Source organism: Pseudonocardia cypriaca, assembly GCF_006717045.1.
GTDB classification, from domain to species: Bacteria; Actinomycetota; Actinomycetes; order Mycobacteriales; family Pseudonocardiaceae; genus Pseudonocardia; species Pseudonocardia cypriaca.
On record NZ_VFPH01000001.1, the window covers coordinates 2778140 to 2803258 of the forward strand.

The 25119-nt window shown below is 73.1% G+C and carries 21 protein-coding genes and 1 pseudogene; 12 read left to right on the plus strand and 10 right to left on the minus strand.

Annotated elements, in window-relative coordinates:
* The first annotated feature begins 10 nt into the window (after positions 1 to 10).
* Positions 11 to 613, plus strand: coding sequence for a TetR/AcrR family transcriptional regulator (locus FB388_RS13265; RefSeq protein WP_142100786.1), 603 nt, complete (start codon positions 11 to 13; stop codon positions 611 to 613).
* Here FB388_RS13265 and FB388_RS13270 read toward each other — a convergent pair.
* The 4 genes from FB388_RS13270 to FB388_RS13285 form a co-directional block, all read right to left on the minus strand.
* Complete coding sequence (locus FB388_RS13270) at positions 594 to 2912, minus strand: phosphotransferase (protein WP_142100787.1); 2319 nt, start codon at positions 2910 to 2912, stop codon at positions 594 to 596. The genes FB388_RS13265 and FB388_RS13270 overlap by 20 nt on opposite strands.
* Before the next feature lie 144 nt (positions 2913 to 3056).
* On the minus strand, positions 3057 to 3431 hold the full coding sequence (locus FB388_RS13275; RefSeq protein ID WP_142100788.1) for a DUF3040 domain-containing protein: 375 nt from the start codon (positions 3429 to 3431) through the stop codon (positions 3057 to 3059).
* A gap of 166 nt (positions 3432 to 3597) precedes the next feature.
* On the minus strand, positions 3598 to 4398 hold the full coding sequence (locus FB388_RS13280) for a L,D-transpeptidase family protein (RefSeq protein ID WP_211361887.1): 801 nt from the start codon (positions 4396 to 4398) through the stop codon (positions 3598 to 3600).
* Between the two features lie 468 nt (positions 4399 to 4866).
* Complete coding sequence (locus tag FB388_RS13285; RefSeq protein ID WP_246121885.1) at positions 4867 to 8298, minus strand: indolepyruvate ferredoxin oxidoreductase family protein; 3432 nt, start codon at positions 8296 to 8298, stop codon at positions 4867 to 4869.
* Between the two features lie 146 nt (positions 8299 to 8444).
* Between FB388_RS13285 and FB388_RS13290 the strand changes: the two genes are divergently transcribed.
* The 5 genes from FB388_RS13290 (at position 8445) to FB388_RS13310 (ending at position 12989) form a co-directional block, all read left to right on the plus strand.
* Complete coding sequence (locus FB388_RS13290; RefSeq protein WP_142100790.1) at positions 8445 to 8885, plus strand: Lrp/AsnC family transcriptional regulator; 441 nt, start codon at positions 8445 to 8447, stop codon at positions 8883 to 8885.
* A gap of 202 nt (positions 8886 to 9087) precedes the next feature.
* Positions 9088 to 9777: a bifunctional 4-hydroxy-2-oxoglutarate aldolase/2-dehydro-3-deoxy-phosphogluconate aldolase gene (locus FB388_RS13295; RefSeq protein ID WP_246121886.1), complete on the plus strand. Its 690-nt coding sequence runs from the start codon at positions 9088 to 9090 to the stop codon at positions 9775 to 9777.
* Positions 9774 to 10784, plus strand: a complete 1011-nt coding sequence (locus FB388_RS13300) for a sugar kinase (RefSeq protein WP_142100791.1) — start codon at positions 9774 to 9776, stop codon at positions 10782 to 10784. The genes FB388_RS13295 and FB388_RS13300 overlap by 4 nt, the downstream gene beginning before the upstream one ends.
* A 47-nt stretch (positions 10785 to 10831) precedes the next feature.
* Positions 10832 to 12268 carry an Nramp family divalent metal transporter gene (locus FB388_RS13305; protein WP_142100792.1) on the plus strand — a complete coding sequence of 479 codons (1437 nt, stop codon included), beginning with the start codon at positions 10832 to 10834 and terminating at the stop codon, positions 12266 to 12268.
* Between the two features lie 4 nt (positions 12269 to 12272).
* Positions 12273 to 12989, plus strand: a complete 717-nt coding sequence (locus tag FB388_RS13310) for a pirin family protein (protein ID WP_142100793.1) — start codon at positions 12273 to 12275, stop codon at positions 12987 to 12989.
* Between the two features lie 17 nt (positions 12990 to 13006).
* Here FB388_RS13310 and FB388_RS13315 read toward each other — a convergent pair whose 3' ends face one another.
* The 5 genes and pseudogenes from FB388_RS13315 to FB388_RS13335 form a co-directional block, all read right to left on the minus strand.
* A complete protein-coding gene (locus tag FB388_RS13315) occupies positions 13007 to 13813 on the minus strand; it encodes a DUF899 family protein (protein ID WP_142100795.1) in 807 nt (268 codons plus the stop codon).
* A 30-nt stretch (positions 13814 to 13843) separates the two neighbouring features.
* The gene (locus FB388_RS13320; protein WP_142100797.1) at positions 13844 to 14287 is read right to left on the minus strand and encodes a DUF1707 SHOCT-like domain-containing protein; all 444 of its coding nucleotides are present in this window, start codon (positions 14285 to 14287) and stop codon (positions 13844 to 13846) included.
* Between the two features lie 84 nt (positions 14288 to 14371).
* Positions 14372 to 16687 carry a transglycosylase domain-containing protein gene (locus tag FB388_RS13325; RefSeq protein ID WP_246121887.1) on the minus strand — a complete coding sequence of 772 codons (2316 nt, stop codon included), beginning with the start codon at positions 16685 to 16687 and terminating at the stop codon, positions 14372 to 14374.
* A gap of 66 nt (positions 16688 to 16753) precedes the next feature.
* Complete coding sequence (locus FB388_RS13330) at positions 16754 to 17425, minus strand: maleylpyruvate isomerase N-terminal domain-containing protein (RefSeq protein ID WP_142100798.1); 672 nt, start codon at positions 17423 to 17425, stop codon at positions 16754 to 16756.
* A 29-nt stretch (positions 17426 to 17454) separates the two neighbouring features.
* Positions 17455 to 17739 (minus strand): annotated as a pseudogene (locus tag FB388_RS13335) (winged helix DNA-binding protein); the annotation flags it as partial.
* A gap of 29 nt (positions 17740 to 17768) precedes the next feature.
* On the opposite strand from FB388_RS13335, the gene FB388_RS13340 reads away from it, so the two are divergent.
* The gene (locus FB388_RS13340) at positions 17769 to 18359 is read left to right on the plus strand and encodes an amidohydrolase family protein (RefSeq protein ID WP_142100802.1); all 591 of its coding nucleotides are present in this window, start codon (positions 17769 to 17771) and stop codon (positions 18357 to 18359) included.
* Positions 18360 to 18454: 95 nt separating this feature from the next.
* On the opposite strand, the gene FB388_RS13345 is transcribed toward FB388_RS13340, so the two are convergent.
* Complete coding sequence (locus FB388_RS13345; RefSeq protein WP_246121888.1) at positions 18455 to 19519, minus strand: LacI family DNA-binding transcriptional regulator; 1065 nt, start codon at positions 19517 to 19519, stop codon at positions 18455 to 18457.
* 158 nt (positions 19520 to 19677) lie between these two features.
* Here FB388_RS13345 and FB388_RS13350 point away from each other — a divergent pair, with 158 nt between their 5' ends.
* Genes FB388_RS13350 through FB388_RS13370 form a run of 5 tightly spaced genes read left to right on the plus strand, consistent with a single transcriptional unit; the run spans position 19678 to position 25116 of the window.
* Entirely contained in the window at positions 19678 to 20967 is a 1290-nt protein-coding gene (locus FB388_RS13350; RefSeq protein WP_142100804.1) for an ABC transporter substrate-binding protein, read from the plus strand.
* 2 nt (positions 20968 to 20969) lie between these two features.
* Positions 20970 to 21911, plus strand: a complete 942-nt coding sequence (locus FB388_RS13355) for a carbohydrate ABC transporter permease (protein WP_142100806.1) — start codon at positions 20970 to 20972, stop codon at positions 21909 to 21911.
* Entirely contained in the window at positions 21901 to 22830 is a 930-nt protein-coding gene (locus FB388_RS13360; RefSeq protein WP_142100808.1) for a carbohydrate ABC transporter permease, read from the plus strand. The genes FB388_RS13355 and FB388_RS13360 overlap by 11 nt, the downstream gene beginning before the upstream one ends.
* A gap of 16 nt (positions 22831 to 22846) precedes the next feature.
* A complete protein-coding gene (locus FB388_RS13365) occupies positions 22847 to 23614 on the plus strand; it encodes an SDR family NAD(P)-dependent oxidoreductase (RefSeq protein ID WP_142100810.1) in 768 nt (255 codons plus the stop codon).
* A 5-nt stretch (positions 23615 to 23619) separates the two neighbouring features.
* Complete coding sequence (locus FB388_RS13370; RefSeq protein ID WP_142100812.1) at positions 23620 to 25116, plus strand: heparinase II/III domain-containing protein; 1497 nt, start codon at positions 23620 to 23622, stop codon at positions 25114 to 25116.
* Positions 25117 to 25119: the final 3 nt, after the last annotated feature.

A 25119-nucleotide genomic window follows, 5' to 3' on the forward strand; every position in this document is an offset into this window, starting at 1 on the left:
GACTCCCCGCATGTCAAGGCCGAAGAGCCGGCGCGAGCTCTACTCCGAGGCCACCCGGGCCGCGCTGCTGGAGACCGCCACGGCGATGTTCGCCGAGCGCGGGTTCGCCGGTACGTCACTGGACGACATCGCAGTCGCCACGCAGGTCACCCGCGGCGCGGTGTACCACCACTTCGAGAGCAAGAAGGCCGTTTTCGAGGCGGTCTTCGACGCGCTGGAGCAGGACATGACGGCCCGCGTCTCGGCGGCGGCACAGGGGCAGCCGGACGCGTGGCAGGCGGGGATGGCCGCGCTCGACGCGTTCCTCGATCTCTGCTGCGAGGACCGGTACGGCCGGCTGTGCTGGCTGGAGGGTCCGCTGGCGCTGGGCTGGGCCAGCTGGATGCACCACGAGAAGAAGTACGCCTACGCGCTGATCGACGGGTTCCTGCAGGCCGCGCGGGAGGAAGGGCTGCTCGCGGCGGTGCCTTTCCCGGTGGGCAGCCAGCTGGTGTTCCACCTGCTCGGTGGGGCCGGGCGCACGATCGCCGAGGCGCCGAAGGCCGAGCGCGGGGCCGTGCGCGACGCCTGCGCCGGCACGATCCGCCGGATGCTCAACGGGCTGCGCGCGTAACCGCCTCCGGCCGCGGGGCCTGTGCCCCGAGCAGGCCGGCAGCGCCCTGCACCACGACCCGCACGTTGCGCCGGTTCCAGACGGGGTTGGCCGCCATCTGCTGCGAGCGCGTCACGCACGACTCGACGTGACCCAGCCATCCGAGCAGGACCAGCACCTCGGGAGCGAGGATGCTCCCGCCGAGTGCCGACTGGCAGCCGACGAGCACCTCGGCCTCGGCCCGAGGCACACCCGCCAGCCAGCGCAGCACGACCGTGCCGAACTCCTCGCCGCGGGTCATCGCCTCCGCCATCGGCACGAACGTCGCGACGTCGACCACGGACATGCCGTCGGGCCGGGCGGTGCACCAGTCGACGATGGCGCTGACGCGCCCGTTCGGCGCGGCGAGCAGGTTCACGGGCAGGTAGTCGCCGTGGGTCCAGCCGACGCCGACGACCTGGTCGCGCAGCCGGGCGTCGAGCAGTGCGGCCAGCTGGCGCGCCTCGGCCCGCAGCGCGGCCGGCAGCGTGGCGGAGATCGCGACGACCGGCCGGTGCACCCATTCGTCGAGCTCGGTGTCGCCGACCCGCCGCAGGGTGGCCGTTCGCCGGTGCAGCTCGCTGATCGCGCTGACGCCGCTGGACAGGAACGCGCCCCGCCGCGCGGGGTCGTCGAGCGCATCCGGCCCGGAGCCGCCGGGCAGCAGCGACTCGGTCACGCAGTACGCGCCCCCGATCTCGGCGGTGCCGAGCACGCGGGGGATGAGCGGGGTCCAGTGCGCGAGGCGCGGGTCGGCGTGCAGCGCGGAGAGCGCGGCCGTCTGCTGGCGCAGGTCCTGCTGCCCGTACTCGGTGTCGGCGGCCTTGAGGATGGCGCGGTGCTCGCCAGCCGGTCCGACGGCGACCACGACCGTCTCGGAGCCCCCGCCCATGCGGGACCCGAGCGCCCAGCCGGACGGGGCGCCGATCCGGGTCAGGACGTCGTCGCCGATCCGGCGCAGCAGCGCCGAGCTGCGGATGCCGTCGATCCACCTGCCGACCGGGCCGGGGATCCACGGCGCGTTCATCAGCAGCACGACGGCCGCGACGGCGCACTGCGCGAGCAGCCAGGCCAGACCGACGGCCAGCACGCCCAGGTGCGGCATGAGGATCCAGGCCAGCCCGATCGTGAGCACGGAGAGGCTGGTCGGCACCCCGAACTGCACGCCACGGCGCTGCCGTACGCGCGCCGTGCTGGTGGCGGCGGCGGTGATCACGTTGGGGATCGCGGAGAGGGCGACGAGCGCGAGCGCCGCCGTGCCCGTCGCGGCGTAGTGGGGGCCGAACAGCGCCAGCACGAGCGGCGCGCCGATGGCGAGGACCAGCGCGACCGGGACCACGAGCATCAGCCCGCGGCGCACCGTCTCCCGGCGCGCCTTGTCGACCGACGCCGGGTCGGCGGCGCTGTGGGCGATCATGGACTGCCCCATGCCCGACGGCACCATGTACAGGGCGACCCCGAACTGCCACACCATGTTGTAGGCGGCCGCCGCCTCGGCGCCGAGGCGGTTCAGCACCAGCACCGGAAGGCCCATCATCGCGGCCTGCCAGAACAGGGCGCCCACGTAGTCGGCGCCGATGAACCGGGAGACGGCGCCCGCGGTGATCGGCACGGCCCGGTCGGCGGTCTTCGTGCCGTGCGCTGGCAGCAGCCGCACGAGCAGCCACAGGTTGATCGGCAGCACGATCAGGGCGGTGGCGACCACCCAGGACACCGCGATGCCCCCCGGTACGGCCGCGAGTGCGACCGAGACGAGCAAGCCGATCTTGAGCACGGCGAAGACGAGGTTCTCGATCGGCACGGCAACGGCCCTGCCGACGGCGGTGAGGACGTAGTCCTGGAGGGTGAACAGCGTCCAGACCGGGCAGCTCAGGGCGAAGAAGGCGATCAGCGTGCCGTAGCCGGCGACGTCGACGAGCTCGGGCGCCCACCAGATGGCGCCGGCCCCGAACCCGGCGCCCGCGAGGCCGGACAGGGCGATCGCCACCAGGTAGCCGAGCACCACGAGCCGGCGCGCGTTCGTGCCCGCCACGGGTACGAAACGCAGCAGCGCGTGCGACATGTTCAGGTGTGCGACGCCGCCGACCAGCATCAGCGACGACAGCGCGACCGCGTTGACCCCGACCACGTCGGCCGGGAACATCTGCGCGGCCAGCACCCAGTAGAGCAGCCCGACCGCAGAGGACAGGCCGGAGCTCATCACCAGCGCGAGCCCGTCACGGTGCTGCGGCGCCCGCCACCCCGTCAGCAGGCCTTTCACCCGCGCGACCGCGACCGCCACCTGCGCGCCCCCCAAAAGAGCTAAGCCTTTACAACACCATCGTGAACACGTCGTGTATCGCAACCGAACGATGCCGGTCCGCAGAACATCCTGCCGGAGCGCCGGATCTGCCCGCTCCGGGCCCCGCCGGTGGCACGCCCGGTGTCACCGGTTCGTGTCGGGCCACCCCGGATCGTCACGCTGCGTGTCGTCGCCGGGTGGCTCGCGCTCCAGCTTCCCGAAGCCCCACAACATCACCCAGGGTACGACGATCATCGAAGCCATGATCGCAAGCGCTGCCCACACCACGCCGGGCACCAGCCCGGCCACGGCCAGCACGGCGAAGAGCGAGAGGATTCCGAACCCGGCCTCCACGACACCTGGCGGCACCGGTGGAGCGGCGGTCAGGGGGCGGGCCATCTCCCGGGCGAGACCGGGTGCGCTCGCGTCGAGCTGGTTCTCGATGCCGGCGAGGATCTCCCGTTCGCGGGACGACAGGCCAGGCGGCTCGTCCGGGCCTGAAGCCGGCGGCGGGGGCATGCGCCCGGTCCTCCCCACGTGCTGCGCGACGCTGACGCGCCCAGTTTACGTGAGATGTCCGAATTGCCGGTACTGCACGGTCTGTCCGATGTGATGATCGCGTCCTGGCCTGTGGATCTGGCCAGTGTTCGTGCAGGACCGCTGATCACGCGCGACAGCCTGCTGCTCAGTAGACGTGGACCTCGGTGCCCACCCGGGCCACGTCGCTCGCCCACAGCAGATCCATGGCCGCGTTGGTCACGCGCACGCACCCGTGCGACGCGGGGTGGGCGGGGATGCTGCCCGATCCGTGTACCGCGATGCCGCCGTGGAAGTACTTCGGTCGGTAGAGCACGCCCAGCTCGGCCTCGCGCACCCCGTTGATCTGGCGCTCGATCTCGAAGTCGCCGCGGGGCGTGCGTGCCACGCCGGTGCCGCCGGAGGGGCGGTCGTAGGCCTCGCCGTTGCCGGTGGAGGTGTTGAGCGTCCACAGCACCTGGCCGCCGCGCACCACCATCAGGAGCTGGCGCTTGAGGTCGACCTCGATGTGGTCGCCCTCCGCGATGCGGGGTGTCGGCCGCGACGCGGTGGGCAGCTCCTTGCGCGTGTCGGGTCCGGCCACCCCGTCGCGGTCGAGCCCCTTGGCCTTCTGGAACGCCATCACGGCCTGGCGCGTGAGCTGCCCGTAGTGGCCGTCGATCTTCCCGAGCCAGTAGCCGAGGTCGGACAGGCGCTGCTGGAGCTCCTGTACGGCGGGGCCGGACGACTCCAGGCGCAGCACCGCGTCGGCGGCGTCCGGTGGGGGCGAGGTGGGCGGCGCGGAGGGGGACGGTGTCGCGGTGGACGGCGCCGAGCTCGGAGGCGTCGAGGTGGGCGGGGCCAGCGTGGGGAGCGTGGTCGCGGGGACCGCCGCGGGCGGGAGGGCGTCCGGCGACGGGGCCGCAGGCCCTCCGCACGCGCCGGTGAGCGTGAGACCACTCGCGATCACCAGCGTGACCGCGAGCCGGGCCGGTGTGCGAGTTCGTTCGGCGTGATTTCTCTCAGCGCGATTCCGTCCAGCGGCGACGAAGCCGGCGACCATGTGTGCTCCTCGGGTCCTGAAACGATCATGCCCGGAGGAGTGTTCGTCCAAACGCCGAACGCCACGGCATTTGCGACCGCGGCCCCGACCGGTCAGCATCGTCGAGATCATCCTGTACGACGGGCTGCGCGGCGCGGATATCGGGTCGGTGGCGCCCGTCATGTCACCTGGTGGTGCGCTCCGGGTGTCCGTGCCAGGGGCGCCAGAGCGCGGCGTAGGCGCCGCCGCCCGCGATGAGCTCGTCATGGGTACCGAGTTCGGCGGCGAGAAGCGCGCCGGTCCAGGCGGCAAGAGCGGCCCGGTGACCCGTGGCGAGCCCGTCGTCAACGGCCCGGTACGTCGATCACCGGCCCCTCGGCTCGCCGACCGCGCCGGCTACGTCGCGAGATCGGCGAGCGCGGCCGCAGCCCTTTCCCGGAAGGCGAACACGTTGCGCAGCTTGATCTCCTCGTAGCCGCGGATCACGTCCGGCAGGGCCGCGAGCTCGGCGACCGCGTCGGCGGTGTCCGGGCTCAGGTGGTCGAGGGCCTCGCGGACGAGTGCCTGGTACTCCGGCACGAGCGCGCGCTCCACCCGGCGGACCTCGGCGTGGCCGAACGGGTCGATCAGGCTGCCCCGCAGCCGGCGGGCGGCGCGCAACGCGCGGAACACCGGGCCCGCTGTGCGCCGGAGCCGGATCTTGCGGGTCATGCCGAGCGCGCGCAGGACCGGTGGGTGCAGGAGCACCGAGACGGCGGCGTCGGGTCCGAACTCGGCGTCGCGCCGGGCCTGCTCGGCGGGGTCGAGGTGCAGCCGCGCCACCTCGTACTCGTCCTTGTAGGCCATGAGCTTGTGCAGGCCACGGGCGTAGGCGAGCGCCACCCGCTCGCCCGCCTCGGCACCCGCGCGCTCGATGGCGATCGCAGCGACGCGCTGGACCTCCTCGGCGTAGCGGTCGGCGTAGCGCTCGTCCTGGTAGCCGGTGAGGTCGGCGACGCGGGTGGCGAGGACGTTCGCGAACCCCGCCGTCTCATGGACCACGGCGGGACCGCCGATGGCGGTGGCGACCGCGGCCGGTGCGGCCACCGCGGCGCGGCCCCAGCGGAAGGCGGTGAGGGTCTTCTCGACGCCTGCCCCGTTGAGCCGGATCGCCTGCTCGATGGCGTCGGCGGAGATCGGGATGCAGCCGTGCTGGTAGGCGGCACCGACCAGCAGCATGTTGGCCGGCATGTGGTCGCCGAACAGCGCCTCCGACAAGCCCTGGGCGTCGACGTGCAGCGCGGCGTCCGGGCGGGTGGCGGCGGCGATCCGGTCCAACGCCTCGACGGGGGAACCCGGCACGGCGACGCGCCCGGTGACCATGGCCGCCGTCGGCACCACCGCGGAGCTCACCACGGCGATCGTGTGGCCGGGGCGTGCGACGGCGAGGTTCGCCTCGGACGCGGCGCCGAGCAGGTCGAACCCGATGAGGACGTCGGCGGTGCCGCGTGAGGCCCGCAGCGCCCCGCGCACCGGCTGCTTGGCGATGCGGACGTCGCTGACCACCGGGCCGCCCTTCTGGGCCAGCCCGATCTGCTCCAGGCCGGCGGCGTAGCGCCCGTCGAGGTGCGCGGCCATCTGGACGATCTGCGACACCGTGACGACGCCGGTGCCGCCGATCCCGGGCATGCGCAGCAGCACCCCGTTGTTGCTGCGGTCGCCGGTGAGCCGGCTCTCCGGCTCGGGCAGGCCAGCGGGCGGTTCCGGGATCGGCCGCGGGCCGCGGTCGCGCGGCTCGACCAGGAGGAACGACGGGCAGTCGCCCTTGAGGCAGGACAGGTCGGTGTTGCAGGAGGCCTGGTGGATGCGGGTCTTGCGCCCGAACTCGGTCTCCACCGGCTGCACGGACAGGCACGTGGAGACCTCGCCGCAGTCGCCGCAGCCCTCGCACACCCGCTCGTTGATCACGACCTTCGCGGTGGGCGTGGGGAGCTTGCCGCGCTTGCGCAGGCGGCGCTCCTCGGCTGCGCAGCGGTCGTCGTGGATCAGCACGGTGACGCCCTCGACCGCGGCCAGCTCCCGCTCGGCCGCGGCGAAGTCGTCGCGGTGCCGGACGGTCGCGATCGGATCGAGCGTGAGGCCGCGGTAGCTGTCGGGCTCGGCGGTGGTCACGACGACCCGGCGCACCCCCTCGACGGCGAGCCAGCGGGTGAGCGCCGGGACGTCGAGCCTGCCTTCGGCGCGCTGACCACCGGTCATCGCGACGGCGTCGTTGTAGAGCAGCTTGTAGGTCATGGTGACGCCGGCGGCGACGGCCGCCCGGATCGCGAGGGAGCCGGAGTGGTGGAACGTGCCGTCGCCGAGGTTCTGCACGAAGTGCCGGTCGTCGGTGAACGGGGCGAGCCCGAACCACTGCGCGCCCTCGCCGCCCATCTGCGTGAGCCCGAGCTGGTGCCCGCGGCCCGCGCCGTCGAGCGCGATCATGGCGTGGCAGCCGATGCCGACGCCGACCAGCGTGTCGTCGCTCGCGCGCGTGGAGGTGTTGTGCGGGCACCCCGAGCAGAAGAACGGGGTGCGGGCGGCGAGGGGGAGCGCGATCCGGGACTGCCGCTTCGGCGCGGTCGCCTGCAGGTGGACGGCGGCGGTGCGGGGGAGCCGGTCGGGGCCGATGCGGGCGGCCAGCGCGGCGGCCACGTCCTCTGCGCCGAGCGCGGAGCGCGCGGGCAGCAGCACCCGGCCGTTGGGGTCGTGGCGGCCGACGACGCGCGGCACGTCGGGACGGCCGTAGAGAGCCGACTTGAGGTGGTTCTCCAGGAACGGGACCTTGTCCTCGACGACGAGTACCTCGTCCAGGCCGTCGGTGAGCTCGGCGAGCACGGCCGCGTCCACCGGGAACGGCATGGCGAGGGTGATGATCCGCAGGCCGAGCGCCTCCATGGCGGCCTCGTCGAGGCCGAGGTCGTCGAGGGCGCGTTGCACGGTGGCGGCCGAGGTACCGGAGGCGACCACGCCGAGCCGGGCGGTGCGCGAGGTGAACGCGACCCGGTTGAGCCCGGCCGCGCGGGCGTAGGCGCGGGCGAGGTCGAGGCGGCGGGTGAGGGCGTCGTGCTCGGCCTCGAGGGCGGTGGCACCGACGAGGACGCGGGGTGCGTCCTCGGCCCGGCCGGGCAGCGGCACGCCGAGGTCCAGCGCACCGACGTCGACGGTGGCGGCGGCGTCGGCGACGTCGGCGACGATCTTCAGGCCGGTCCAGAGGCCGCAGGCGCGCGACAGTGCGACGGCGTGCAGCCCGAGCTCGACGATCTCGGCCACCGATCCGGGCGCGAGCAGCGGCAGCAGAAGGCTCTGCGCCATCGGCTCGCACGAGCTCGGCACGGTGGAGGACTTGCAGGCGGGGTCGTCGCCGATCAGGGCGACCGCCCCGCCGAGGGCGGTGGTGCCGGCGAGCGTGCCGTGGCGGACGGCGTCGGCGGCGCGGTCGAGGCCGGGGTTCTTGCCGTACCAGAAGCCGGTGACGCCGTCATGGCGCCGACCGGGCGCCTGGCGCAGGAGCTGGGTGCCGGCGACGGCGGTGGCGGCGAGCTCCTCGTTCAGGCCGGGCCGGAACACCACGCCCGCATCGTCGAGGAACGGCCGCGCGCGGACCATCTCCTGGTCCAGCCCGGCGAGCGGGGATCCCTGGTAACCGCTGACGAACGCTCGGGTGTTCAGGCCCCGGGCGGTGTCGAGCCTGCGCTGTTCGAGGATCATCCGGACGATCGCCTGGATCCCCGAGATCAGGACCCTGCCGTGGCGGGCCGTGTACTTGTCGTCCAGCGTGACTGTGGTGGGCGGCGCGGTGGGCGGCACGGGCGACCTCCGTCGGTGCAGGTAGGACGAGGAGACCCGGTGCGCCCGGGCTCGCGCAAGGCCTGTGCGGCATCGCACCATGGACACGCAAAACCCTTGTGTCCGGATCACCCGGCAGGCCGGGTCGTTTGCGTGGAGGGGCCCTCATGGCCGAGGTCGACGACACGGATCGGCTCCTGCTCGACCTGCTGCGCGTCGACGCCCGGCGCACCTATTCGGACATGGCGGGCGAGGTGGGGCTCTCCGTCGCGGCGGTGAAGCGGCGGGTGGACCGGCTGCGCGAGATCGGCGTCATCACAGGGTTCACCGTGCAGGTGGACCACGCGAGGCTCGGTGCGGGCGTGGAGGCGTTCATCGAGCTGCGGTTCCTCGGGAACACCAGGGTGAGCGCGATCGTGCGCTCCGTCGGGTCCATCCCCGAGGTGCAGGCCGTCTTCACGCTCGCGGGCGACCCGGACGCGCTCGTCCAGGTGCGCGTGCGCGACCTCGCCCACCTGCAGCTGGTGATCGACACGCTCCGCCGCTCCGGTTCGGTCACGGGTACCCGCACGCTCATGGTGCTGGGGTCGTGGGAACGGCGCGACTGAGGCGCGTCGGTGATCGTGCGGTGCCATGATCGCGTAACTCGCACGCGTTCTCGATCACGCCGGTGCTTCGATGCCTTGTCGTCGAGGCCCCGGGCGTACATCATGCTCCGAGCTGTAGTGGAACACTATTCCACTACATGGAACGTCGCAGGTGCCGTCGCGGAGCCCGTTTCCGGCACCCGAGGAAGGGGGACCACCGCCTGTGGCCGAATCCAGCGCACCCGGCGCCAACCGTGCCGACCAGGACCGCGCCGACCAGGACCGCGTACCGGTGGGTGCCGGGCTCACCGCCAGCCGCGTCGTGGCGATCCTGCGGGCCGAGAACGCCGACCGGGCAGAAGCCGTGGTCGACGTCCTCGTCGAGGCCGGTGTCCGCAGCCTCGAGCTGACACTGACGACCAAGGGCGCCCTCGACGTCGTCGAGCGGCTCGCGGCCCGGGTCCCGGCTGAGGTCGAGGTCGGCGTGGGCACCGTGCTCACCGCGGCGGACGTCGACCGCTCGGTGGACGCGGGCGCGCGTTTCGTCGTGTCCCCGTCGGTGGAGCCGGAGGTGATCGCGGCCGCGCTGCGCCGCCGGATCGCGAGCTACCCCGGCGCGTTCACCCCCACCGAGATCGCCGCGGCGTGGAAGGCCGGTGCGAGCGCGGTCAAGCTGTTCCCCGCAGGGCAGCTCGGCCCCGGCTACCTGAAGGACGTGCGCGCCCCGCTGCCGGACATCCCGGTCGTGCCCACCGGCGGCGTCGGCATCGCCTCGATCGGCGAGTGGCTGGCCGCAGGGGCGGTGGCCGTCGGGATGGGTGGCCCGCTGATCGGCGACGCGCTCGCGCCGGACGGGGACCTCGCCGCGCTCGCCCAGCGGGCCGTCGCGGCGCTCGAGGCGGCGCGCGGATGAGCGAGCCGGCGAGCGAATCGAGAGAACAGCGCGAGCTCGCGAGCGGATCGGCGGCGCAGCGCGGGGGGCTGGTCACCCTCGGCGAGACCCTCGGGCTCCTCGTCGCCGAGGACGTCGGCCCGCTCTCGCTGGCGAAGGGGATGCGGCTGTCCATGGGCGGGGCCGAGTCGAACGTCGCCATCGGCGTGTCCCGGCTCGGCGTGGCGGCCACCTGGATCGGGCGGCTGGGCCGCGACCCGATCGGCGACCTCATCGAGCGGAACCTGCTCGCAGAGCGGGTACACACCGTCGTGCACCGCGACGACGCGCCGACCGCGATGATGCTCCGCGAGCGGCGCACCGGCTCGGTGCAGAACGTGACGTACTACCGCCACGGCAGCGCGGGCTCGCACCTGCGGCCCGAGGACGTGCCGGCGGGGGTCGTCGAGGACGCCGGCGTGCTGCACCTGACGGGGATCACGCCGGCGCTCGGGGAGGGCCCGGCAGCGGCCGTCCGAGAGGCGCTGCGCCGGGCCCGCGCCGCGGGGGTGCCGGTGTCGGTGGACCTCAACTACCGGTCCCGGCTGTGGGACGCCGCCACCGCGGCACCGGTGTTCCGGGAGCTGGCCGCCGCCGCGGACATGCTCTTCGCGGGCGACGACGAGGCGCGCATCGCGCTCGAGGTCGACGACCGGACCGGCCCGGAGAAGCTCGCGTCGGGGCTCGCCGAGCTGGGACCACGCGAGGTGGTGATCAAGCGCGGCAGACACGGTGCCACCGCGCTGATCGGCGGCGAGCTGATCGACGTGCCGGCCGTGCCGGTGCAGGTCGTCGACAGCGTCGGCGCGGGTGACGCCTTCGTCGCCGGCTACCTCGCGTGCCGGCTCACCGGCCGCGACCCGCACGAGGGCCTGCGCACGGCGGCCGTCACCGGGGCGCTCGCCGTGACGGTGCCCGGCGACTGGGAGGCCTCGCCCCGGCCGCACGAACTGACGCTGCTCGGCGCGGAGGAGGACGTGCGCCGCTGACCGCGTCCGACCCAACCCGATCGATCCAGCCAGGAAAGGCAGTAACCATGTCCACCGGTCGCGACGACGCGGTCTCGGCAGACCCGTCGAAGCTCTTCCCCACGAGGCACCTGCCCGCACCGCAGGTGCGTGAGCTGCCCGCCCCGCCGCTGAACCAGTGGCGGTACGTCGGCCCCGGCATCATCGCCGCCGGGGTCGGGCTGGCGAGCGGGGAGTTCATCCTGTTCCCGTACATCACCTCGCAGATCGGGCTCGGGTTCGTCTGGGCCGCGCTGGTGGGGTTGATCACCCAGTACTTCCTGAACATGGAGATCGAGCGCTACACGCTCGCCACCGGCGAGACCGCGCTCACCGGGTTCAGCCGGCTCTGGCGGCACTGGGGCCTGGTGTTCGCGATCCTCGCCTACTTCGCCAACCTGTGGCCGGCCTGGGTGACCAGCTCGGGCACGTTGTTCAGCTACATCTTCGGCGGCAACCCGTCGATCATCGCGATCGTGCTGCTCGTGCTCGTGGGCGCGATCCTCACGCTGGCCCCGGTGGTCTACAACGCCCTGGAACGCGCCCAGATGGTCAAGGTGGCGGCCGTCCTGCTGCTGGTGATCATCGGCGCAGCGTTCGCCATCGGCGGGGCGTGGGCGGACGTGCCGACGATCATCACCGAGGCGCAGTTCCCGGCCGCCGAGCTCGGGTTCGCCACGCTGATGGGCGCGCTGGCCTTCGCGGGCGCGGGCGGCGGGCAGAACCTGGTGCAGAGCAACTGGATCCGGGACAAGGGCTTCGGCATGGGGCACTACGTGCCGAAGATCGTGTCGCCGTTGACCGGTGAGCCCGAGGCCCGCGGCCGGGTCGGCTACGTGTTCGTCCCCACCGACGAGAACCTGGACAACTGGCGCGGCTGGTGGAAGTTCGCCAACCGCGAGCAGCTGTGGACGTTCGTGCTGATCTCGTTCGTGTCGATCGTGTTCATGTCGCTCCTGGCCTACGCCACGGTGTTCGGCCACCCCGACGTCAAGAACGACATCTCGTTCCTGAAGATCGAGGGGAACGTGCTGATGGAGCGGGTCGGCACCTGGTTCGGCTACTTCTTCTGGGTGGTCGGCGCGGTGTCGCTGTTCGCAGCGGCTCTCGGCATCGTCGACTACACCAGCCGGCTCGCCGCCGACGTGCTGAAGACCATGTACTTCCCGGACGTCGACGAGAGCAAGCTGTACGCCGCGCTGGTGTGGGGCCTGGCGTTGATCGGGATCGTCGTGATCTCGGCCGGCTTCTCCCAGCCGATCGTGCTCGCGGTGATCGCGGCCTGCGTGGGCGGGACGATGATGTTCATCTACTCCGGCCTGCTCATCGTGATCAACCGGAAGCTGCTGCCGGAGGCGATCCGCATCCGCGGGTTCCGGGTCGGCGCGCTGGTGTGGTCGGTGGTGCTGTTCGGCGTGCTCGCCGTGCTCACGGTCAGCCAGCAGATCGGGAAGCTGTTCGGCTGAGCCGGTGCGCTCGATCAACAGGGTCGAGGACGCCCTGCACGCGGGGCCGGACGCCGAGGTCGACGACAAGTGGCTGCACGTGCGGCCCGGCGACCCCGGCCGGACGGCCCCGTTCCTCGTGCTGTCGGAGGACCGGTTCTCGGCGCCGGGCTTCGAGTGGCACCCGCACCGCGGCATCGAGACCGTCACGGTGGTGCTGGACGGGGCGCTCGAGCACGAGGACGACGCCGGTGGCGCTGGCGTGCTGGAGGCGGGCGACGCGCAGTGGATGACGGCGGGCAGCGGCATCACCCACCGGGAGGTCGCGGCCCGCGGGGCGCACGCCCACGTCCTGCAGCTGTGGCTCGACCTGCCCGCACGGGCGCGGTCGGCGGCGCCGGGACACCAGCAGCTGCGCGCCGCCGACAGACCGCGGCTCGTCCGCCCCGCCGCGGAGGTGGACGTGCTCGCCGGCACCGTCGACGGCGTCACGGGCCTGGCCCGGCCCGCCTCGCCGGCGCAGGTCGTGCTCGTCACGCTCGACGCGGGCGCGGTGCTCGACCTGCGCGTCCCGGCCGCCGACCGCGCGTTCGCCCTCGTGATCGAGGGGGATGCGGTGGTGGCCGGCGAGCCCGTGGCGGCCCGTCGGACGGCGTGGTCGGAGCCGAGCGGCGCAGCGCACCTGAACCTGCGGGGCGGCGCGGCGGGGGCTCGCCTCCTGGTGGCGAGCGCCCACCCCTGACGCTCACACACCGACGCTCAGGGGCCGACGGCGAGGTCGTCGGGGTGGCCGGCGTCGAGTCGCGGCCACTGGGCGATGGGGCGTCCGCCCCACTCCTCCGATACCGGCGGCCAGGTGGGCGAGCCACCGTCACTCCTCATGGAGCAGTGTTGTGGCCAGCCGGTGGGGGAGTCCTCCCAGGGTTCCTGGCGTCCGTAGACGGTGAGGTCCATGAGTGCGTAGCCGTAGTCCATGGCCTCCACGCCGCGGCGGTTCGTCCAGTAGGTCTCGAAGACGCGGTCGCCGTCCCGTAGGTAGCACACGAGGTGCATCAGGCCGAGCTCACGACCGACGAGGAGCGCGTCGAGGGAGGGCTGCGCCGAGTACCAGGGCATGTCCCAGCCCATGAAGTCGCGGTAGCGGAGGCTTTCGTCGTACGACGCCTGTGGGTCGGCCGGGCCGAACGCGGTGTTGCGGCCCTGGCTGAAGACCGCGTAGGTGATGTCACGGGAGTGCAGGGAGGACAGCTCGGCGACCTGGCTGAGGAACAACGTGCAGCCTTCGCACTGCTCGGGCGCGGGCCGGCCAGGCCACCACATCGAGTAGTAGGCGATGAGCTGCCGGCGCCCTTCGAACGCATCGAGCAGGGTGAGCGGTCCGTCGGGCCCGATCAGCTCGAGCTCGGAGTCGACCTCGACCACGGGGAGGCGCCGACGGGCCGCGGCGATCGCGTCGCCTTCCCGGGTGTGTGCCTTCTCCCGGTCCCGCAGTTCGTCGACTTCGGCCTGGAAGGTGGCCCGGTCGACGACGGCCGGCTGGCCGGGGGTCGTTGGTTCATCCGTCATGGCTGCGTTCTTTCCTGTTCCGGTGGCCCATCAGGCCGCGGCGGCGGGTGGAGTGGCGGCGCGCGTGGCGAAGCGGCGGTGCACCAGGAGGCTGATGCCGAGCCAGAACATCGGCCACACCGGCCAGAACCACGGCGCGGGGTCCATCGCCCACCGCGTCACGAGGAACGCCGCGAGGAAGCCGACGACCGCGGCGTGCACGGCGAGGCGCCTGCGTGCCCCGCTGGTCAGCGGGCCGCGCCGGGGCTCGGGCGGCGCGGCGGGCTCCTCCGCGGTCGGCAGGTCGGCGGTGAGCGGGGTGAGCTCGGCGCGGGTGACGGCGGCGTAGGCGGCGGCCTGGCGTTCGTCGGCCTCGGCGAGGGTGAGGAACCCGGCGCTGACGGCCTCGCGCAGGCGGGTGGCGACCGCCTCGCGCTCGGCGTCGGAGGCGCGGATACCGGTGAGGTCGGAAGGTGTCGTGATGTTCTCGGTCATGCCTTCGATGCTGGCCCGCCGGGCGCGCCGCGGCGTCGGCTCGGCGGAGGCATCTCGGCTACGCCCCCGGTCGTACGGGGGAGATCAGCCGGCGCCCGGCGGCGGGGGCGGCGGCGGTACCTGACCGCTGCTGATCTGCAGCGTGATCGTCTCCTCGGGCAGCGCCGTGCCCCGCGGCGACTGCCCGATCACGGTGCCGGCCGGTGCCGCGTTGTCGACGGTGCCGACGTTCACCGGGAAACCCGCGCGTTCCAGCATGGCGCGCGCCTCGGCCTCGGGACGCCCGATGACGTCGGGGATGCGCGTGGCCTCGCCGCCCTCGAGGTAGCGCGGGTCGGTGGGCGGGAGGGGCTCGACCGGCTTCCCGGCGAGCAGCGGCTGCATCGTGCCGAACCAGGTCTGGGCCGGTGTCTTGCCGCCGAAGATGTTGCCGCTGCGGCAGGCGAACGGCGCGCCGGGGCCGTCGCAGAGGGGCCGGGGGTTCGCCGAGTTGTCGAAGGTGATCACGGCGCCTGCCATCTGCGGCACCACCCCGAAGAACGCGGCGGACTGGTGCACCTGGGTGGTGCCCGTCTTACCGGCCATCGGCCGGTTCCAGCCGAACTGGGCGGCGGCGCCCGCCGCCGTGCCGCCGGGCTTGTCGTCCTTGGACATGCCCGTGAGCAGCGTGTTGGCCAGGCCCGGCTCGACGGCCTGCTCGCAGGGCGCCTCCGGCACGGGCACCGGGTTGCCGGCCGCGTCGGTGATCGACTCGATCGGGTCGGGCGGGCACCACCTGCCGGCGCTGGCGAGCGTGGCGCCGACGTTCGCGAGCTCCAGCACGCTCGTGGGCGTGACGCCGAGCGTGAACGACGCCTGCCGCTGCGCCTTGGTGACCTCGGCGATCGAGCGGTCGGTCGGCCGCCCGGTGCCGGGGTCGACGAACGGGGTGGTGGCGAGCGAGCGCATGCCCAGCCGGACCGCCATGTCGACGACGGGCGGGACGCCGGTGAACTCCTCCAGCTTGATGAACGCGGTGTTGGGTGACTGGGCGAGCGCGTCGGTGAGCGAGAGCCGCGGCGCGTAGCTGCCCGCGTTCTGCACCGGGATCGGCCTGCCGTTGCCGTCGCGGTAGATCGGGGAGGCGTAGCCGCCGGGCGGCACCTCGATCTGGGTGTTGATGCCCAGGCCCTTCTCCAGGGCGGTGGCCGCGGTGAAGATCTTGTACGTCGAGCCTGCGCCGAGGTTCACCGGCTCGTAGGGCAGCCCGTAGCTGGTCTGGCGGGCCGCGGCGTCGAGGCCGAAGACGCGGCTGGAGCCCATCGCCAGCACCCGGTGCTCGTCGCTGCCGGGCTGGACGATCGCCATGACGTTGGCGGCGTCGGGGGAGTCCGGCGGCACCTGTGCCTTGAGCGAGGCGGTCATCGCGGCCATCGCGTCCGGATCGAGGGTGGTGCGGATGGTGTAGCCGCCTCGTTCCAGCTGGGTGCGGGGGATCCCGGCGGCGGCGAGGTGCGCGATGACGTAGCTGCAGAAGAACCCGTTGTCGCCGGAGCCGATGCAGCCGTTGGGCCAGCTGTTGAGCGGGGAGGCGACGCCGAGCGGGGCCGCCAGGGCAGCCTGCGTCTGATCGCTGTCGATCATGCCCTGGGCCTGCATGAGCTTGATGACGAGGTCGCGGCGCTCGCGGGCGGCATCGGGGTGGCGCACCGGGTCGAACCCGCTGGTGCTGCGCACCAGGCCGGCGAGCAGCGCGGCCTGCGGGATGTTGAGCCGGTCGGGGGTGACCCCGAAGTAGGTGCGGGCCGCCGCGGCGATGCCGTAGGCGCCGTTGCCCCAGTAGACGGTGTTGAGGTAGCGGGTGAGGATCTCGTTCTTGGTGAGCTGCTGCTCGAGCTGGAGCGCGATCTGCACCTCCCGCAGCTTGCGGGCGGGCGTCTGCTCGACGGCCTGCAGTCGTTCCGCGTCGGTGTTCGCGAGCACGTAGAGGGTGTAGTTCTTGACGTACTGCTGGGTGAGGGTGGACGCGCCCTGCTCGATGTCACCGGACGCGGTGTTGGCGAGCACGGCCCGCATGGTGCCCGGCCAGTCGACGCCGCCGTGCTCGAAGAAGCGCCGGTCCTCCACCGCGATGAGCGCGGCGACCATCGCGGGTGCCACCTCGTCCGCCGCGACGATCTCGCGGTCCTGGGCGAACATGTGGGCGATCGGGTTGCCGCGGCTGTCGGTGATCGTGGTGGTCTGCGGGAGCGAGCCGGTGATCAGCTCGGCCGACAGCCCGCTGAGGCTGTCGCTCGCCTCGTTGACGGCCAGCCCGGCCCCCGCGGCCAGCGGATACGTCACACCCGCCACGAGGACTCCGGCGAGCAGGCACAGACCGAGCAACAACCCGACCGCTCGAAGGATCACACGCCCCCGCACACCGCCTGACGGTAGCCGCGAGCGCGTCACGTCGCAGTCAGGGAACGACCCGTTCCGGTGGGGAGGTCAGCCGAGCACGGGGAGGTGGGCGGCGAGTGGGCCGGCCTGCGTGACGTGCTCCTCGTCCGGCGGGACGCGGCCGGTGCCGATCAGCACGGTCGTGTCGTCGTCCCAGGGGAGCCGGCCGCCCGCGAGCTCCTCGACGGTGGTGCGGGCGAGTGCGAGCGCGGTGGCCGCTGGGGGCGAGAGGGTGAGCTCGGCGCCCAAGTCGAGGTGGTGGACGGCGAGCTCGAGCGCCCAGCTTGCGAGGAAGTCGCCGGTGCGCATGGCGTGGCCCTGGGTCGCCACGACGCCGTCCGGCAGCACCTCGACGGCGGCGGCGAGCGCGTCGGCGGTGGGGTGCAGGTGCGCCACGATCGCGGTGGGGCGGCGGTAGGCCCCGGCCATCGCGCGGACGAAGCGCACGTGCCCCACCGGGCCGGCCGCGCACCGGAGGCCGGTCGGGGTGCTCCAGTAGCTCGCGGCGTCGGTGTCCGGGGCGCGGTCGGTGGGGCTGACGACGCCGAGGAGCATCTCCTGCAGGCCGAGGTGGACGTGCACGAGCACGTCGCCGACCGTCCAGCCCCGGCAGCGGCTGGCGGCGAGCAGCTGGCCGTCGTCGAGCCCGTCGGCAGTTGCCCGCAGCGCCTTCAGCCCGTCGAGGAACCCGGTGCGCCCGGCGTCGTGGTCGACCTGCACCCGGGAAGGCTAGTGGGTGCCGCTCGGCCTCATCCGGGGCCGGGGCGGCGGAGCCGTCGTGCTGCCGGCGCGCCCGGCCTGCGGATGGACCCGACTGCGGCGAACACCTCGCGCAACGCCCCGGCGGCCGCGGCGAGCACCGGCTCGGGCACGGCCGCGAGCACCGCGGCGTGGGCGGCGGTGCTCGTGCGCACCGCCTCCTCGGCGAGTGCCACGCCATCGTCGGTGAGGGCCACCAGGGTGCCGCGCCGGTCGTCCGGATCGGGCTGCCGGGCGACCAGCCCGCGGGCGGCGAGCCGGTTGATCACGTTGCTGGTGCGGCCTCGACGCGCCGGGGGCCGAGGTGATCGACGCCCGGGAGCGGGTCGTGCTGCCCGGTTTCGTCGACACCCACCGGCACGGCTGGCAGTCCGTGCTGCGCGCCGCCGCCCTCGACGTCGACCTCGCCGGCTACCTGGACCGGGTCGCGGGGCGCCTCGCGCCCGCCCTGGACCCGGCCGACGTGGCGACGGCGAGCCTGCTCACCGGCTTGGAGTGCCTCGACGCCGGCATCACGACCGTGCAGGACCACGCGCACATCGTCTACACACCCGAGCACGCCGCCGCCGTCGTCGAGGGGTTGCAGGCCTCCGGGGTGCGGGCGGTCTTCGGGTACGGGCGCCCGGTCCTCGACGAGCCGCGGCCGTGGTTCGCAGGCGACGTGCGGCGGGTGCGCACCGACGTGCTGCCCGGTGACGACGGCCTGGTCACGATGATGCTGGCGGCCACGGTCCGTCATACCTGCCGGTCGAGGAGGTCGTCGCGGAGTGGGCCCTCGCCCGGGAGCTGGGCCTGCGGATCGCCGTGCACGTCGGTGCGGGCCCCGTGGCCCGGCGGCCGGTGGCGCTGCTGCGCGAGCTGGGGATCGCCGAGCCCGGCACGGTCTACGTGGTGAAGCGGGACGGGCGGCTGCTGCACCCCGCGGTCGCCGAGGTCGTCGCGGCGGCGAACGGGGTGGCGAGGCGGCTGTCGGCCGGGTAGCCCGCGCGTTCAGGGGCGCCGAACCGGGCCGGTGGAGCCGCGCACCACCAGCTCCGGGCGCAGCAGCAGGGACCCGCCGTTGGGTGAGCCGCCGCCCTGCTCGACGCCTACGCGCAGGTGGGCGAACGCGGCGTCGGCCATCGCGGGCAGCGGCTGGCGGATCGTGGTGAGCGGCGGGGTGGCGAGGTCGGCGAGCACGATGTCGTCGAAGCCGACGACGGAGAGGTCGGTGCCCACCTGGACGCCGGCGTCGCGGGCGCCCGCGGTGATGCCGAGCGCGCACATGTCGTTGATCGCGACGATCGCGGTGGGCGGGCGGTCGTCCGCGAGCAGGTCGCGAGCCGCAGCCCGGCCGAGCTCCGGGAAGTCGAGGTCGCCGAAGCGGTCGCCGTAGTGGTCCGGGGTGCCGCCGGACCAGACGATCGCGTCGTCGGCGCCGAGGCCGTACTCCTCGAGCGCGGCCTCGAACCCGCGGTACCGGGCACGCCGGTTGACGCTGCGCAGCGAGCCGGTGACGAAGGCGAGCCTGCGGTGGCCCAGCTGCAGGACGTGCCGGGTGGCGAGCTCGGCGCCGACGGCGTTGTCCACGGAGATGTTCACCAGCGACGGCGGGTCGCCCGCCTGGGCCGTGCGGTCGAAGGCCACGAGGGTGAGCCCGCGCTCCACGAGCGGCAGCACGTGCTCGAGCGACGGCAGCGACGAGCAGAGCACCACGCCGCGGATGCCGTCGGCCCACAGCTCCTCGAGGTAGTCGCGCTCCCGGGCCGGGTCGCGCTCGCTGTTGCACAGCAGCACCCGGTACCCGGCCTGCAGCGCGGCGGCCTCCAGGTGGCGCGCGAAGGTGCCCCAGAACGGGTTCGCCACCGAGGGCACGACCAGCCCGAGCACCTGGGACCGGCCGGTGCGCAGCTGCCGGGCCGGGCCGTTGGGGCGGTAGCCGAGCCGCGCGATAGCGTCCTCCACGCGCTCGCGGGTCTGCGGCAGCATCCGGTCGGATCGGCCGTTGAGCACGTTCGACACGGTGCTCGGCGAGACGCCCGCTTCCGCGGCGACCTGGTGGATCGTCACACTCACGGCGCCTCCTCGGCCTCCACACTCACCCCGATGTCGATCGTTGACAGGGCATGAGGGCGCCCCTAGTTTGGTGCATCGTTGCAATGGTGCAACGTTGCAGTGGTGAGCGCCACCCGTCCGGCCGATCCACACACTGCAGCAGTGAGGGGAGCTCAACGATGACCAACCGACACAGGTCCGCCCTGCGGGCCGTGGCGGCTGCGGCGGCCGGCCTCGTGGTCCTGGCCGCCTGTGGCGGGCCTGCGCCCGACCGCGGGGGAGACGGCGCGGTCAGCGGCGAGATCAGCCTGCTCACGCCGATCTTCGAGCGGGCGGACGGCGCCGCGGTGCTGGAGGAGCAGCTCGCCGCGTTCAAGCAGAAGTACCCCGGTGTCACCGTGAAGCCGGACTACACCTCCTACAGCAAGCTCAACGAGAAGCTCACCACGTCGATCGCGAGCGGCCAGCCCTACGACGTGATGCTGATGGGCGTCGGCTGGATCCCGCCGTTCGCGGAGAAGGGCGTGCTGGCCGACCTGCAGCAGGACCCGGCCCAGCTCGCGACGCGCTACTACGAAGGCGCCGTGGACCCCGGTGTCTTCCAGGGCAAGGTCTACGGCCTGCCGATCATGATGGACACCCGGATCGGGATCTACCGCAAGGACCTCTTCGCGCAGGCCGGGATCACCGAGCCGCCGAAGAACTTCGCGGAGCTCCGCGAGTACGGCAAGCGGCTCACCCAGCGGGGCCCGGACGGGAAGCTGCTGGTCGCCGGGCTGGACGTGCTCGGCATCGACCCGCGCCAGGCGTTCCTCACCCTGCTCTGGGCCGCAGGCGGGGAGCTGTTCAACCCGGACGGCTCGCCCGCGTTCAACTCGCCCGCCGGGGTCAAGGCGCTGCAGACGATGACCGACGTCATCCAGACCGACCGCAGCGAGGAGGTCGGCTGGACCGTGCCCAACTCGCCGACCGGCAACGTGATGGCGCAGGGCAGAGCGGCGATGCTGGTGGGGCACCACAACTTCTGGACCGCGATCGAGCGGGAGGCGCCCGACCTGATCGCGCAGGACAAGCTCGGGTTCTTCGTGATCCAGGACGAGCGGCCCGCGATCTTCCAGGGCGGCACCCTCGCCACCGTCGCCGCCCAGAGCAAGGCGCCGGCCGCCGCGAAGGCGCTCGCCGAGTTCCTGGCGTCCGAGGGGCCGGCGCTCGCGGCCAACCAGCAGCGCGGCAACATCCCCGCCCTGAAGTCCCTGGAGACCTCGGAGTTCGTGCAGCAGAACAAGGCGATCCAGTTCGCGATGCAGCACTTCGACGCGGTCCACTCGGAGGGCGGCGTGCCGGCATGGCTCGACGTCCGCGACAAGTTCAAGCCGGCTATCGAGAGCGCGATGCTCGGCCAGAAGTCCCCGCAGCAGGCCCTCGACGACCTGGCGGCCGAGACCTCCGCTGCGCTGGCCGGGCGCTGACGATGGCTGCACCCGCCGTGGCACCCCCCACCGCCCGCCCGGCGGTGGGGGCGCACCGGCGCCGTCGCTCGCTGGGGGGCGACCGGCGCCGGGCGGCGTACCTCATGCTCGCCCCGGCCGTGCTGCACCTGGCGTGGTGGATCGGCATCCCCACGGTCGCGACGTTCGTGCTCGCCTTCACCCGCTACGACATCCTCGCCGGCACGATGTCATGGGCGGGCCTGGACAACTTCGTCGCGATCTTCCGCGACCCGCTCTGGTGGAAGGCGATCGGCAACACCGTCGTCTACACGTTCTTCACGGTGCCCGTCGCGATGGCGGTGGCCGTGGTGATCGCCGTGCTGCTCAACACGAAGCTGCGGGCGCGGGCCTGGTACCGCACCGCGGTGTTCATGCCGCACATCACCGCCACCGTCGCGATCGCGCTGGTCTGGATGTGGATGTTCGAGCCGAACATCGGCCTGTTCAACTGGGTGCTGTCGCTGTTCGGGGTCCGCGGCCCCGCCTGGACCTCCGACCCGGCGTGGGCCATGACCTCGGTGATCCTGATGAGCGTCTGGAAGGGCATCGGGCTCAAGATGGTCATCTACCTCGCCGCGCTGCAGGGCATCCCGTCCGACCTCTACGAGGCCGCCGAGATCGACGGCGCCGGTCCCGTGCGCCGCTTCTTCGCGATCACGCTGCCGCTGCTCGGCCCGGCCACGTTCTTCGTGCTCGTCATCTCGCTGATCGACTCGTTCCAGGTGTTCGAGCAGTTCTACGTGCTCACACCGGAGGGTGGCCCGGCGAACGCGACCACGGTGATGACCTACGAGATCTACAAGTCGGCATTCCAACGCTTCGACATGAGCACGGCGAGCGCGCAGAGCATGGTGCTCTTCGCCTTCCTGCTCGTGCTCACGATCGTCGGCAGGCGATTCACCGGGAGGGACGATGTCGCTTGAGAGCGCCGTGGTCCAGCCCGCGCCTGCGTCGGGGGCGTCCGGGCCGGGGCGGGTGGGGGGTGCGCCCCGGCCCGGGCGGATCGTCCTGCACGCCGTCCTGATCCTGCTGTCGCTGCTGATGGTGGCGCCGTTCGTGTGGATGGTGCTGACCTCGCTGAAGTCGCACGCGGAGGTCATGTCCTACCCGCCCACGATCCTGCCCTCGGTGTGGCAGTGGGTGAACTACCCGGACGCGCTGGCGTTCGCCCCGTTCGGCACCTACTTCCGGAACAGCCTCGTCATCGCCGTCAGCCACACCGTGATCAACGTGGTGCTCGCGGCGATGGCCGGGTACGCGCTCGCCCGGCTGCCGTTCCGGGGGCGCTCGGTGCTGTTGATGCTCGTGCTCGCGACGATGATGATCCCGACCTTCACCAAGATCGTGCCTCAGTACCTGCTCGCGAAGACCATGCCGCTCTTCGGCGGCAACGACTTCCTCGGCCGCGGCGGCAGCGGCTGGCTGGACTCGTGGTGGGGCCTGATCGTGCCGGGGGCGGTGACGCCGCTCGCGATCTTCCTGTTCCGCCAGTTCTACCTGTCGCTGCCGCGCGAGCTGGAGGAGGCCGGCCGACTGGACGGGCTCGGCGAGTTCGGGATCTTCGCCCGCGTGATGACGCCGCTGATGAAGCCGGCCATCGCGACGGTCGCGCTGATCACGTTCGAGAACAGCTGGAACAACTTCGTGTGGCCGCTCATCGTCACCCGCAGCGTCGACCTGCGGGTGATCCAGGTCGGGCTGGCCGCGTTCCAGCAGACCGACGCGACGCTGTGGGAGTACATGATGGCCGGCACGGTGCTCGCCACCGTCCCGATGATCGTGCTGTTCCTGTTCACCCAGCGATACTTCGTGCAGGGCTTCGCCACTGCAGGGATCAAGTAGCAAGTAAGGAGATCGTGTGAGCTTCGATCTGACGGGCCGCCGCGCCCTGGTCACCGGCGCGGGCCACGGCATCGGCGCGGGGATCGCCGAGGCACTGGCCGCAGCGGGTGCCGACGTCGTGGTGCACTACGGGCGTTCGGCCGGACCGGCGGCCGAGGTCGTCGAGCGGATCGGCGCGCTGGGGCGCAAGGCCACCGCGATCGGCGCGGACGTCACCGTCACCAGCGAGGTCGACCGGCTCGTCGACGAGGCCGTGGCCTTCCTCGGCGGCCTGGAGATCCTCGTCACCAACGCGGGCCACCTCATCGGGCGCTCCCCGGTGGCGGACATGAGCGACGAGCACTTCTCGAAGGTCGTGGAGGTCAACCTCGGCTCCACCTTCCGTACCGTGCGCGCCGCGATCCCGCACCTGCGGGCGGCGGGCACCAAGGGCCGCGTGGTCACGATGGCCTCGCTCGCCGCGCACAACGGTGGCGGCGCGGGCGCGGCCGTCTACGCCGCCTCGAAGGCGGGCGTGGTCGGGCTGACCAAGGGCCTGGCGAAGGAGCTCGGCCCGGCCGGCATCACGGTCAATGCGCTCGCCCCCGGCTTCATCGGCGGCACCGCCTTCCACGACACGTTCACCCCGCCCGAGGCGCAGAAGGCGATGGTCGGAGGCATCGGGGTCGGTCGCGGCGGCACCGTCGAGGACGTCGCGGGCGCCGTGGTCTGGCTCTGCTCGGACGCCGGCGCGTTCATCAACGGCACCACCGTCGACATCGACGGGGGCGTCGGGTACCGGTGAACCCGGTGGCGGTCCTGCCGAATGAGCGGGGCGGCTGGTGGCACCACTACGTGTGCCCGACGCACGGGGTGGAGCTCGAGCACGTCGGCCTGCTCACCGGCGAGTTCCCGGAGGACGGGGCGCCGTGCGCGTACGGCTGCCGCGTCGACGACGCCGACGTGCGTGGCGCGTGGACGGTGCTCGCCCACCAGGCGTCCGCACGGGCGATCCTCGCGGCCGCCGGCGGGTCCGCGGACGAGCGGGCGGCCGCCGTCGCGCTGCTGGGCGAGTACGCCGACCGGTACGCGGCGCTCGGCACCGCAGCCCACAACGGTGCCGCGGGCTGGATGCTGCGCGGGCGGCTGTTCCACCAGGCCCTCACCGAGGCGATCTGGGCCGTGACGATCGGGCGTGCCGCGCGGCTCCTCGGCGACCCGGTGCCGGAGCTCACGGCCGGGCTGGCCGAGGCCGCCCGCGTGGCCCGCGACTCGCTCGTGGCGGAGGGCCGGTTCGCCTCCAACTACACCGCGTGGCTGGACGCGGCGGGCGCCGCCTGCACCGGGAAGCCGGAGTGGCTCGACGGGCCGCACGGGATCTTCGCGCACGTCCTCGTCGCCACCCACGCCGACGGCTGGGAGTGGGAGGCGAGCACCTACTACCACTCGTTCGTGCTGCGGGCCTACCGCCACGCGATCGCGGCCGTGCCGGGCGTGAAGGTGCCGGCCACGGTGCGCGGGCGGATCGACGCGATGGCCGACGTGCTGCGGGTGCTGGTCACGCCCGGCGGGCTGCTCCCGTCGCTGCACGACGGCCCGTACCGGCGGGCCGAGTGGGACCGCGAGCTCGCCGACCTCGACATGAGGCCCGCGGCGCGGCGGCCGGTCACCGTGTACCGGGACGCCGGCTACGCGATCCTGCACGCGAACGGCCTGCAGGCGATCGTCGACTACGGCGCGCACGGCGGGTCGCACGGCCACCTGGACAAGCTGTCGCTCTACCTCTACGGCGATGACGTCGCCTGGCAGCCCGACCCGGGGCAGGTCCCGTACGGGCATGCGTACTGGCGGCGGCACTACGCGTCGACGGCGGCGCATCCCGCCTTCTCCGTCGACGGGCTCGACCAGGCCGAGTGCGCGGGGGAGCTGGTGAGCGCCGGGACCGACGAGGTGACCACCGCCTGCGGCAGCGCGTACGACGGCGTGAGCGCGGTGCGGCGGCTGGTGCTCGCCCCCGACGGCGCGCTGCGCGACGAGCTGACCGTCACCGCCGACCGACCCCGCCGGATCGCCGCGCACCTGCGGCCCGACGTGCCGCTCTCCCTCCGGGTCCAGCCGGACGGCTCGGTGGTGTCGGACTGGGACGGGACGCTGCGCGGAACCCACACCGCGTCGGTGCCCGCGCGGTTCGTCGCCCGGCCGGGCCCGGGTCCGGCGGACGACCCGCAGCGCGCCCGCACCCACGTCGACTGGGTGGCCGAGGACGCGACGGCCGTCACCTTCCGATCGACCTACAAGGTGGGCTAGTGC

What these genes read in the sequence shown, in the direction of transcription:
- FB388_RS13290 (WP_142100790.1), top strand. Translation starts at nt 8,445, where the DNA reads ATGGCCGAGGTCGACGACACGGATCGGCTCCTGCTCGACCTGCTGCGC.
- FB388_RS13275 (WP_142100788.1), bottom strand. Translation starts at nt 3,431, where the DNA reads ATGCCCCCGCCGCCGGCTTCAGGCCCGGACGAGCCGCCTGGCCTGTCG.
- FB388_RS13360 (WP_142100808.1), top strand. Translation starts at nt 21,901, where the DNA reads ATGTCGCTTGAGAGCGCCGTGGTCCAGCCCGCGCCTGCGTCGGGGGCG.
- FB388_RS13315 (WP_142100795.1), bottom strand. Translation starts at nt 13,813, where the DNA reads ATGACGGATGAACCAACGACCCCCGGCCAGCCGGCCGTCGTCGACCGG.
- FB388_RS13355 (WP_142100806.1), top strand. Translation starts at nt 20,970, where the DNA reads ATGGCTGCACCCGCCGTGGCACCCCCCACCGCCCGCCCGGCGGTGGGG.
- FB388_RS13305 (WP_142100792.1), top strand. Translation starts at nt 10,832, where the DNA reads ATGTCCACCGGTCGCGACGACGCGGTCTCGGCAGACCCGTCGAAGCTC.
- FB388_RS13350 (WP_142100804.1), top strand. Translation starts at nt 19,678, where the DNA reads ATGACCAACCGACACAGGTCCGCCCTGCGGGCCGTGGCGGCTGCGGCG.
- FB388_RS13265 (WP_142100786.1), top strand. Translation starts at nt 11, where the DNA reads ATGTCAAGGCCGAAGAGCCGGCGCGAGCTCTACTCCGAGGCCACCCGG.
- FB388_RS13300 (WP_142100791.1), top strand. Translation starts at nt 9,774, where the DNA reads ATGAGCGAGCCGGCGAGCGAATCGAGAGAACAGCGCGAGCTCGCGAGC.
- FB388_RS13320 (WP_142100797.1), bottom strand. Translation starts at nt 14,287, where the DNA reads ATGACCGAGAACATCACGACACCTTCCGACCTCACCGGTATCCGCGCC.